Here is an 8,484-nt window from a genome sequence, read left to right on the forward strand (position 1 = left end):
AGGTCGCTGTCGGGGGTCTCGCCTAGAATGTCCCGAACATGACGATCGTGCTCGACCCCTTCGAATCGACGCCCGAGCCGGGCGCCGGTGCCCGCGCGTACGAAGACCCGTTCACCGCGGGTCTGAACCCCCAGCAGAAGGAAGCCGTCGAGTACCGCGGCGAGTCCCTGCTGATCGTTGCCGGCGCCGGTTCCGGCAAGACGAGCGTGCTCACCCGCCGCATCGCGCTGCTGCTCGCCAACCGCGAAGCGTGGCCGTCGCAGATCCTGGCGATCACGTTCACCAACAAGGCCGCCGCCGAGATGCGCGAGCGCGTCCGGGCCCTGGTCGGTGGCGAGGCCGAGGGGATGTGGATCTCCACGTTCCACTCGGCGTGCGTGCGCATCCTGCGGCGCGAAGCCGAGCGGTTCGGGTTCCCGCAGTCGTTCACGATCTACGACTCCGCCGACTCCAAGGCGCTGCTGAAGCGGATCATCAAGGAGCTCGAGGCCGACTCCCTCGGGCTGACCGTCGGCGCCGCGGCGTCGAAGATCTCGAAGCTCAAGAACGAGCTGCAGGACATCGACACCTACGCGCGCAACATCAACGTGAACGACCCGCAAGAGGTCATGTTCACCGAGGTGTTCCGGCGCTACACGAACGAACTCCGCCGGGCGAACGCGTTCGACTTCGACGACCTCATCGGGCAGACGGTGTTCCTGTTCCGAGCCTTCCCGGACGTCGCCGCCCTGTACCAGCGCCGCTTCCGGTACATCCTGGTCGACGAGTACCAGGACACGAACCACGCCCAGTACGCCCTGATCCGTGAGCTCACCCGCCCGGTTCCGGTCGAACAGGTCGACAAGCTCGAGGACTCCGGCCAGCACGTCGCCCGGATGCGGGAGACCGACGGGTCGATCGCCCCCGCGTCCCTGACGGTGGTCGGCGACTCCGACCAGTCCATCTACGCCTTCCGCGGGGCGGACATCCGCAACATCGTCGAGTTCGAGCGGGACTTCCCGAACTCCAAGACGATCCTGCTCGAGCAGAACTACCGCTCGACGCAGAACATCCTCGACGCGGCGAACGCCGTCATCGCGAACAACTTCGACCGCCAGGCGAAGAGCCTGTTCACCGACGTCGGCGCCGGCGAGAAGATCGTCGGCTTCACCGGGTACACCGGCCACGACGAGGCGCAGTTCGTCGCCGACGAGATCCAGCGCCTGCGTGAAGACGGCATGGACTACCGCGACATGGCGGTGTTCTACCGGACCAACTCGCAGACCCGTGCGCTGGAGGAGATCTTCATCCGTGCGGCGATCCCGTACCGGGTGCTCGGCGGCACGAAGTTCTACGAGCGTGCCGAGATCAAGGACGCCATGGCGTACCTGATCACGGTCGCCAACCCGGCCGACCCGATGGCCCTGCGCCGCATCCTCAACGTGCCCAAGCGCGGCATCGGCTCGGTCACCGAGACCACGCTGCAGCGCTACGCCGACGAGCACGAGACCACGATGCGCGACGCCCTGCGGCACGCGGGCGAGCTCGGGTTCGGGCCGAAGGTGCGGAACGCCATCACCGAGTTCGCGGCGCTGCTCGACGCCGTGTCCGAGAAGGCCCCGACGCAGCCGGTGGTCGACACCCTGACGCAGCTGCTCGACGGCTCCGGACTGCTCGACAACCTGCGGAAGTCGCCCGACGCGCAGGACGCCGCCCGCGCCGACAACATCGACGAGCTCGTGGCCGTGACGCGTGAGTTCCAGAAGAACAACCCCGAGGGCACGCTGTCGGACTTCCTGACCGAGGTCTCGCTGGTCGCCGCGGCGGACGAGCTCGACGACTCCTCGGGCACGGTCTCACTGATGACCCTGCACACCGCGAAGGGCCTGGAGTACGACGCGGTGTTCCTGACCGGCGTCGAGGAGGACCTGCTCCCGCACCGGATGTCCGCCAACGAACCCGGCGGTCCGTCGGAAGAGCGCCGGCTGTTCTACGTGGGCATCACCCGCGCCAAGAAGGTCCTGTTCCTGTCCCTCGCGATGACCCGCGCCCAGTTCGGTGACGTCAACGTGGCGATGCCCTCGCGCTTCCTGCAGGAGATCCCCGAGGGGCTCATCGAGTGGAAGCAGTCCCCGGGCATGGCGAACAGCCGCGGTGGCACGCAGCCCCGTGCCCTGAACGCCAAGCGCGACGGCGGCTTCGGCGGCGGTGGCGGCGGCGGCGGTGGCTACCGCGGTGGTGGTGGCTGGGGCGGCGGCTCGTACGACCGCGCAGCGGCTGCCTCGAAGACCCGTCCGAAGACCGAGTGGGCGAACCGGGTGTCCGGGCAGGTGCGCGACAACGGCGACATGGAACTCGTCGCCGGCGACCGCATCAAGCACGTCGACTTCGGCGAGGGCACGGTGTCCGCGGTGACGGGGCAGGGTGCCAAGCGCATCGCCGAGATCGCGTTCGACTCCGCGGGCCGCAAGAAGCTCCTCATCAAGATCGCCCCGATCGAGAAGCTGTAGGAGCCCTCACCGGTCCACACCGAACCGGCAGCCGCAGCCGGTCTGGAGTTCACGGAACGGACCCGGGGCGTTCCCCCGCGATCCGTACGGTGCGGTGCTGTGCAGAACAGCCCTGACGACCGCGACGACGCCCACGACCACGCCGGAGACCGCAGCAAGCGCATCCCGGTCTCTCGCCGGGGCTTCCTGGTCGGATCCGGGCTCGCCGGTGCCGCCGGACTCGTGGCGTCGAACGGCTTCGGCAGCGCCCCGGCCGTCGCCGATGTGCTGACCGCGGCACCCGTCGTGGCCCCGGCAGTGCTCGGCGGATCGGCCGCGGCCGCGCAGGCAGCGGTGGCGCGCGGACACACCGGACGGTGGCACCCGGACACGACCTCGCCGCGCTTCACGGTCGCGGTGATGCCGGACACGCAGTACATGTTCGACGGCGCCGCGGTCGACCAGGCACCGATGCGCGCCTCGCTCGAGTACGTCGTCCGCGAGCAGGCCCGGCACAACACGGTGTTCCTCGTCCACCTCGGCGACCTGACGCAGAACGGTGCGGCGTCCGAGATGCGCGCATCCGGTGCGGTCTTCGACGTGCTCGACCGAGCCGGGGCGCCCTACAGCGTGCTCGCCGGCAACCACGACGTCGACTCCTCGACCGACGACCAGCGCGGCCGCACCCCGTACCTCGACGTGTTCGGTCCGCAGCGGTTCCGGAAGGCCCCGGGCTGGATCGGTTCGAGCCCCGACGGCTACAACACCGCCCACCGGTTCACCGCGGCCGGCCGCGAGTGGGTCGTCCTGGCACTCGACTGGCGGACGAGCGCGAGCGGGCTCGCCTGGGCCAGCTCCGTGCTCGCCGCCCGGCCGCACGCTCCGGTCATCCTCACGACGCACGCCCTCGTCGACTCGGACGCCAGCGGCGGGGCGGCGTTCGACCCCTACGGGCAGCAGCTCTGGGACTCCTTCATCACGAAGCACGACCAGGTCTTCCTGACGCTCAACGGGCACTACTGGGGGCCGGGACGCACGACGGCGAAGAACGCCGTGGGGCACGACGTCGCACTCCACCTGACCAACTACCAGAACCGCTACTACGGCGGGGCGGCCATGATCCGGCTGTACCACGTCGACCTCGAGCGGAACGTCATCGACGTCGAGACGCTGTCGCCCTTCCTGCTCGCCGGCGGACTCGGCGACGCGAACGAGCTCGCAGCCCAGGAGGTCAACCTCAGTGGCGACGTCGACCGCTTCACCATGGCGGTGGACTTCGACGCGCGCTTCGCGGGGTTCGCGCCGGTCGCACCACGGGCCTCCCGGCCGGCGGCACGCATGCTGGTGCCGGGGACGCTGGCGTACTGGCGGTTCGACGGCAACCCGGACGGGGCGGCGCTCGCGCCGACGACGCGGGTGCGCGACCAGAGCGGCAAGGGCAACGACCTGGTGGTCGCCCGGCGGACCGGTGCCGTCGCAGGGGCGCTGCGCTGGACGGCGGCGCACCACCCCGACCAGCCGGGCGCCGGCAGCCTCGCACTGCAGGGCGGCAAGACCGGCGGCGACCACCTGCAGACCGTCGACACGGCACCGCTCAACCGGACCCACTTCCCCCGGGGCTACACGGTCGAGGCGTTCTTCGTGCTGCCGACCACGTTCGACCCGACTGCGAACGGGTTCAGCGCCCTGCTGTCGCAGTACTCGAGCGCCGGCCAGGTGGGGAAGGCGACCGGCGCCGACGGCGACCGGGACGAGCCCGCGGTGACGCTGAGCCTGTCGGGGGACCGCGAACTGCAGTGGTGCGTGTACCCGGCGAGCCAGGACGGATCACTGACGAACTGGGGGCACGAGTTGCCGCTCGGCGCCTGGTGGCACGTGGCCGTGGTGAACGACGGGACGCACACCGTGCTCTACGTCGACGGGTGCCCGGTCGTGCGCAACCCGTCCACCCCGAACCGCGGTCTCAGCACGATCGGCAAGCCGTGGCTGCTCGGTGGGTACCGCTACGGCGACAAGCTCGACAACGTGTTCGTCGGGTCGATCGGCGACGTGCGCGTCGTCGGCCGGGCCCTGCAGCCGAGCGAGTTCATGAACGCCTGACGTCCGGCGGCGGACGGGCGTCTGACACGCCCGGCCGTTCGGCGCGCCCCTCGTTCGGGTGGCACGATCACGCTTTGTGAGGTTAGCCTTACCTAACGTGACACCTCCCATCGAACTCCTGACCACCGCCACCGCCGAGCGCTACCGCTCCGCCGTGACGTCCACGGTGGACCGTCTGGCCGACCGCTTCGCCGCCGTCGACCGTCCGACGACCGACACCGCTCCCGAGGTCCTCCGGGCCCGGGTGCAGGACGTCGACCTCGACGCCGAACCCCTCGGGACGGACCGTGCACTCGCCGAACTCGACGAGCTGTTCGTCCGCGAGGCCGTCTGGTTCCACGACCCGGCGTACCTCGCGCACCTGAACTGCCCGGTCGCGCTGCCCGCGGTCGCCGCCGAATCGGTCCTGGCCGCCGTGAACCCCTCGGTCGACACCTGGGACCAGTCCCGCATCGGCACCGAGATCGAGCGGCACGTCGTCGCCTGGCTCGCCGGTCGGATCGGGTTCGCCGCGGGGGACGGCATCTTCACCTCGGGCGGCTCGCAGTCGAACCTGCAGGCCCTGCTACTGGCGCGCGAGGCCCTCGGCAGCAGCGGCACCGTGTTCACGACCGCGGAGACCCACTTCAGCATCGCGAAGTCGGCGCGACTGCTCGGGCTCGAGGCCGTGGTCGCCGTCGCCACCGACCACGCCGGCCGGATGGTGCCCGCCGCCCTCGCCGAGGCGATCGCCGCCGCCCGCGCAGCCGGGCAGACGCCGATGGCCGTCGTCGCCACCGCCGGCACCACCGACCGCGGGGTCATCGACCCGCTCGAGCCGATCGCGGACGTCTGTGACCTCGAGGGAGTGTGGCTGCACGTCGACGCCGCGTACGGCTGCGGGCTGCTCGTGTCCCCGACCCGCCGGCACCTGCTCGACGGCGTCGAACGGGCCCGGAGCGTGACCGCCGACCTGCACAAGTCGTTCTTCCAGCCGGTGTCGTCGAGCGCCCTGATCGTCCAGCGCCCGGAGGACCTGCGCCGCACCGCCTGGTACGCCGACTATCTGAACCCGGAGGACGCCGCCGAGCCGAACCAGGTCGACAAGTCGTTGCAGACCACCCGCCGGTTCGACGCCCTGAAGCTCTGGGCCACGCTGCGGGCGACCGGTGCCGACGCGATCGGTGCCGCGTTCGACGCCGTCATCGACCTCGCCGCGGCCACCCACCGGATCGTCGAGGAGCATCCCGACCTGGTGCTCGTCGCGCCGACGCAGCTCAGCACGGTGCTGTTCCGCTGGCAGCCCGCCGGCATGACCGACGAGGCCGCCGACGCGCTGGTCGCCCCGATCCGCTCGGCCCTGCTCGCCGAGGGCCGGGTGCTCATCGCCAAGACGGTCATCGACGGCCGACCGTGCAACAAGCTCACGCTGCTCAACCCCGAGACGACGCCTGAGCAGATGCACGCGTCGCTCGAGCACGTCGTCGCGACAGCAGCCCGGGTGCGCGCCGCCACCACCGAGACCGAGGGAGCGAACCGATGACCGCCGACCGCACCGCCGCCGACCGCACCCGCGCCACCGCCGACCCCGCCGTGCACGACGTCGTCGGCATCGGCATCGGCCCGTTCAACCTCGGCCTCGCCTGCCTGACGGACCCGATCGCCGACCTCGACGCGGTGTTCCTCGACGCCGCCGACGGCTTCGCCTGGCACCACGGCATGATGCTCGACGACGCCACGATCCAGGTACCGTTCCTCGCCGACCTGGTGACGATGGCCGACCCGACCTCGCCGTTCTCGTTCCTCGCGTGGCTCAAGGAGACCGGGCGCCTGTACCCGTTCTACATCCGCGAGGACTTCCACCCCCTGCGCAGCGAGTACGACGCCTACTGCCGCTGGGCCGCCGACCGGCTCGACACCCTGCGGTGGGGCCGCCGGGTGACGGCTGTCGAGCACGACCCGGTCACCGACACGTTCACGGTGCACGCCGAGACCGATCAGGGTCCCGAGACGTACCGCGCGCACCACGTCGTCGTGGGCATCGGCACCGAGCCGTCCGTCCCCGCCCCGCTGCGCGGGATCGGCGGACCGGCGGTCCACTCCGCCGAGTTCCTGCCGAACCGCGATGCCCTGCGCGACGCCGGGTCGATCGCCGTCGTCGGCAGCGGGCAGTCCGCCGCCGAGGTCTACCGCGAACTGCTCGAGGACATCCGGCAGGACGGCTACCGCCTCGACTGGATCACGCGGTCGCCCCGGTTCTTCCCGATGGAGGACACCAAGCTCACCCTCGAGATGACGAGCCCGGAGTACACGGACCACTTCCACGGGCTGCCCGAAGCCGTCCGCGATCGCCTGGGGCGGGAGCAGCGCGGCCTGTACAAGGGCATCAGCGCCGACCTGGTCGACGACCTGTACGACCAGCTCTACCGGATCAGTGCGCGCGGCCCCGTCCCGACGACGCTCCGGACCGAGACGAGCGTCGTCGACGCCGCCTGGCTCGGCGACCGTGGCACCTACCGGCTGACGCTCCGCCACGAGCAGCTCGACCAGACGTACGAGCACGAGGTCGAGCAGCTGGTGCTGGCCACCGGGTACACCCCGCGGGTCCCGCGGTTCCTCGACCCGGTCGAGCACCTCGTCGCCCGCGACTCCCGCGGTCGCCTGGCCGTCGCCCGCGACCACCACGTCGACACCCTGGGCGGACGCATCTGGGTGCAGAACGCCGAGGAGCACACGCACGGCCTGACCGCGCCCGACCTCGGCATGGGTGCGTGGCGGAACGCGTCGATCATCCGGTCCGTCACGGGTCGCCCCGTGTACGGCCTGGAGGCCCGGATCGCCTTCCAGGAGTTCGGCCTGCCCGCCTCGGGGCAGTCAACAGCAGCGCCGTCCACCGCCCGCCCCGGCGCCGCGGAGCGCGCGCCGGCCCGCCTCGCGACCGAGCGCGCGGAGGTCTCCGCATGAGCGCGACCGTGACCACCACGGCGCCGGACGCGACCGCGCCTGGGGGAGCCGAGCCGGGCCTCCTGACCGTCGAACCCGTGGACCCGGAACGCGACGCCGCCGTCGTGCAGTCGTGGCTCGCCCACCCGGCGTCGTCGTGGTGGGAGATGGGCGACCTCGACGTGGAAGGGGTGCGCGCCTACCTGGTCGGCGTCCAGGCGGACCCCGCGCAGGCAGCGTGGCTCGGCCGCCGGAACGGCGAGCCATGCTTCCTGGCGGAGACCTACGACCCCTCCGCCGTCCTGCTCACCGACGTGTGGGCGGCCGAACCCGGCGACGTCGGCATGCACCTGCTCGTCGCGCCGGTGCCCGCTGACCGTCGTGTCCACGGCCTGACCAGCGCGGTGATGCGTACCGTCGTCGAGTACTGCCGGGACGCCCTCGGCGCCCGTCGGGTCGTCGTCGAACCGGACGTGCGGAACACCGCCGTGCAGGCGAAGAACGCCGAGGTCGGGTTCCGCGCGCTGCGACAGGTGGACGTCGACGGCAAGCGGGCCCTGTTGTCGGTGCTCGACACCGATCGCATCGGCGTCCCCGATGACGACGGGCCGGCCGCGCACCTGCGGCCCGAGCACCTGGAGCCCGCCGAACGGCACCTCGTCGCGAAGACGATCGCGGAGTTCACCCACGAACGGCTGATCGCCCCTGTGCCGGACAGGGACGGCTGGCGGCTCGACGCGGGGGAGTCGACCTACCGGTTCAGCGCCCGGCAGCACGTGCTCGAGCACTGGTCGATGGACGAGGCCTCGCTGACGCGGACCCGTGCGGGGGCGCCGGCGCCGCTCAGCGCGCAGGAGCTCGTGCTCGAACTGCACGAGGTGCTCGGGATCCCCGACGAGTTGCTCGGCACGTACCTGGAGGAGATCGCGTCGACGCTGGCGAGTGCGGCGGCGAAGCACCGGCGGGGCGGGCCGTCGGCCGGGCAGCTGGCGCG

5 protein-coding genes are annotated in these 8,484 nt (G+C 71.4%); all 5 read left to right on the forward strand.

Annotation, left to right across the window (positions count from 1 at the left end; genetic code table 11):
- The first annotated feature begins 38 nt into the window (after positions 1 to 38).
- Complete coding sequence (locus tag DEJ01_RS03900; RefSeq protein WP_110863185.1) at positions 39 to 2,489, forward strand: ATP-dependent helicase; 2,451 nt, start codon at positions 39 to 41, stop codon at positions 2,487 to 2,489.
- Between the two features lie 99 nt (positions 2,490 to 2,588).
- Positions 2,589 to 4,568, forward strand: coding sequence for a LamG-like jellyroll fold domain-containing protein (locus DEJ01_RS03905; RefSeq protein WP_111092243.1), 1,980 nt, complete (start codon positions 2,589 to 2,591; stop codon positions 4,566 to 4,568).
- Positions 4,569 to 4,665: 97 nt separating this feature from the next.
- The gene (locus DEJ01_RS03910; protein WP_111092244.1) at positions 4,666 to 6,090 is read left to right on the forward strand and encodes a pyridoxal-dependent decarboxylase; all 1,425 of its coding nucleotides are present in this window, start codon (positions 4,666 to 4,668) and stop codon (positions 6,088 to 6,090) included.
- A complete protein-coding gene (locus DEJ01_RS03915; RefSeq protein ID WP_111092245.1) occupies positions 6,087 to 7,511 on the forward strand; it encodes a lysine N(6)-hydroxylase/L-ornithine N(5)-oxygenase family protein in 1,425 nt (474 codons plus the stop codon). The genes DEJ01_RS03910 and DEJ01_RS03915 overlap by 4 nt, the downstream gene beginning before the upstream one ends.
- A partial coding sequence (locus tag DEJ01_RS03920; protein WP_146247547.1) for a GNAT family N-acetyltransferase occupies positions 7,508 to 8,484 on the forward strand: 977 nt, incomplete at its 3' end. The genes DEJ01_RS03915 and DEJ01_RS03920, both read left to right, overlap by 4 nt.

The sequence above is a fragment of the Curtobacterium sp. MCLR17_040 genome, from assembly GCF_003234735.1.
Taxonomy (GTDB): Bacteria; Actinomycetota; Actinomycetes; order Actinomycetales; family Microbacteriaceae; genus Curtobacterium; species Curtobacterium flaccumfaciens.

What these genes read in the sequence shown, in the direction of transcription:
- DEJ01_RS03900 (WP_110863185.1), top strand. Translation starts at nt 39, where the DNA reads ATGACGATCGTGCTCGACCCCTTCGAATCGACGCCCGAGCCGGGCGCC.
- DEJ01_RS03915 (WP_111092245.1), top strand. Translation starts at nt 6,087, where the DNA reads ATGACCGCCGACCGCACCGCCGCCGACCGCACCCGCGCCACCGCCGAC.